The following is a 2398-nucleotide window of genomic DNA, read 5'->3' on the forward strand; positions in this document are numbered from 1 at the left end:
AAAAGATTGAACCTGACGATCGTCATCATCACCCATGAGATGCAGGTCGTGAAGGAAATCTGCAACAAAGTGGCTGTGATGGAAGACGGTGGCGTGATCGAGTACGGCTCGATTCTGGACATCTTCACGAAGCCGCAGAACCAATTGACGAAGGACTTCATCGATACAGCAACACATGTCGAACACGGCATCGAAACGGTCATCACCCACCCGACCATCCTGAACCTGAACGAGCATGATGTGCTGACAAAGCTTTCCTTCGTCGGCGGTTCCACAGGCGAACCACTCATCGCCAAACTGGCCAATACGTTCAATGTCCAAGGCAACATCCTCTTCGGCAACGTCGAGATACTGCAGGACACGCCAGTCGGCACCCTGCTCCTCGTCCTGAGCGGAACACCGGAAGCGATCGCGAAAGCCGTCCGCTACCTGCAGGATAACGGCGTAACGGTGGAGATCATCACCGAAGAAATCATCGCCGAAAAGAAAAATAAAGGAGGCGACGAAGAATGAACACATTCATGACAACCTTTCTCCCTAACGTCTCTGAGATTTGGGATGAAGTGCTCCTGAGCACTTGGGAAACCTTATACATGACACTCATTGCCGGACTGATCGCCGGTGGGCTTGGCGTCATCCTGGGCGTCATCTTACTGGTCACACAAGATGGCGGCATCCTGGAGAACAAACACCTGTACAGCATTTTGGATAAGCTGGTCAACATCTTCCGTTCGCTGCCCTTCATCATCCTGATGGCCCTGATCGTACCGTTCACACGCTTCGTGGTCGGAACTTCGATCGGCACGACCGCATCGATCGTGCCACTAGTTGTAGCGACGGTTCCCTTCTATGCCCGTCAGATCCAGAACGCACTGGTAGAAGTCGATCCCGGCGTCATCGAAGCGGCCCAATCAATGGGTGCAAGCCCTTGGGAAATCATCTTCCGCGTCTACCTGAAGGAAGGCTTACCAGGCATCATCCGCGTATCATCCGTAACGATCATCAACCTGATCGGTTTGACAGCAATGGCTGGAGCCATCGGCGGAGGCGGCTTGGGTAACCTGGCCATCACCCGAGGCTACAACCGATTCCAGAACGACGTGACCTTGGTCGCAACCATCATCATCCTGATCATCGTATTCATCAGCCAAGCCATCGGAAATGCCTTGGTCAAAAAAGTAAGTCACTAATAAAAAAACAAAAACGGAGGAAACAAATCATGAAAAAGAAAAACGTATTATTCTCAGGTGTTGCAGCACTTACCTTATTTTTAGCAGCTTGCGGAAGCAGCGACTCGAACACGGACTCAGCAGCGGATACTTCTTCTTCAGATAACGAAACAGTGAAAATCGGCGTAGTCAGCGAAGTCGAAGTCGAGGTCTGGGAAGATGTAGCCAGCCGTTTGGAATCAAAAGGGATCGAATTGGAAATCGTCCAATTCACCGACTATGTACAGCCTAACGTCGCGTTGGAGAATGGCGATATCGACCTGAACGCATTCCAGCATGTGGCTTATCTTGAAGATTTCAACGCCAATAACAAGTCTGATCTGACTCCTATCGGCTTCACTTATGTTTCTCCACTTGGTTTGTATTCTGAAAAAGTTACGGACTATGCGGACATAGCCGATGGAGCGAAAATCGCCATCCCTAACGATGTGACCAACGGAGGACGCGCACTCTTGTTGTTGCAAGCAATCGGCCTGATCAAAGTCGACGAAGCAAAAGGAACAACACCGACAGTCAACGACATCACAGAAAACCCGAAGAACATCAGCTTTGAAGAATTGGATGCTGCACAAGTCGCACGCTCCCTTCCTGATGTGGATGCAGCGATCATCAACACGAACTACGCTACTGATGCAGACCTGAATCCTAAAGAAGACGCCTTATTCCTTGATACTGATAATATTGCAAGCGTTGCGGACGTCTACAAGAACATCGTAGCGGCACGTTCGGCAGATGTCGACAATGAAACCTACAAACAAGTCGTTGCGGAATACCAAACATCCGAAACAGCAGCGATCCTGGATGATGTCACAGAAGGCAACGACGTACCCGCTTGGGAACAGTAAGACCCATTAACTTGTTTACAAAAATCACGTTTGCAGACGTGATGTAAAAATAAAAAAACAACAATCGGAGGAAATACATTATGAAAAAGAGTAAATTATTTGGTGGCCTAGTCCTTACAGCTTCACTATTCCTGGCAGCATGCGGAAACGGCGGAACAACCGCTGATTCATCCGCTGCAGAGTCAAGCAGCACAGTTGCAGCAGAACCAACTACAGTCAAAATCGGTCTGGTCAGCGAATCCGCAGTCGAAATCTGGGAAGCCGTCGCAGAGCGTCTGGCAGACGAGAACATCGATCTTGAAATCGTCAAATTCACTGACTACA

Annotated in this window: 3 protein-coding genes and 1 pseudogene; all 4 read left to right on the forward strand. The window is 49.5% G+C overall.

The window, feature by feature from the left end; all coding sequences use genetic code 11:
- Positions 1 to 513 (forward strand): NIL domain-containing protein (locus WBV27_RS08605; RefSeq protein WP_424201208.1); only part of this gene is annotated, 513 nt, incomplete at its 5' end.
- Positions 510 to 1190 carry a methionine ABC transporter permease gene (locus WBV27_RS08610; protein WP_424201210.1) on the forward strand — a complete coding sequence of 227 codons (681 nt, stop codon included), beginning with the start codon at positions 510 to 512 and terminating at the stop codon, positions 1188 to 1190. The genes WBV27_RS08605 and WBV27_RS08610, both read left to right, overlap by 4 nt.
- A gap of 29 nt (positions 1191 to 1219) precedes the next feature.
- Positions 1220 to 2074: a MetQ/NlpA family ABC transporter substrate-binding protein gene (locus WBV27_RS08615; protein WP_424201212.1), complete on the forward strand. Its 855-nt coding sequence runs from the start codon at positions 1220 to 1222 to the stop codon at positions 2072 to 2074.
- Positions 2075 to 2154: 80 nt separating this feature from the next.
- Positions 2155 to 2398 (forward strand): annotated as a pseudogene (locus WBV27_RS08620) (MetQ/NlpA family ABC transporter substrate-binding protein); the annotation flags it as partial.

The sequence above is a fragment of the Trichococcus sp. genome (assembly GCF_049589555.1).
In the GTDB taxonomy this organism is placed as follows: domain Bacteria; phylum Bacillota; class Bacilli; order Lactobacillales; family Aerococcaceae; genus Trichococcus.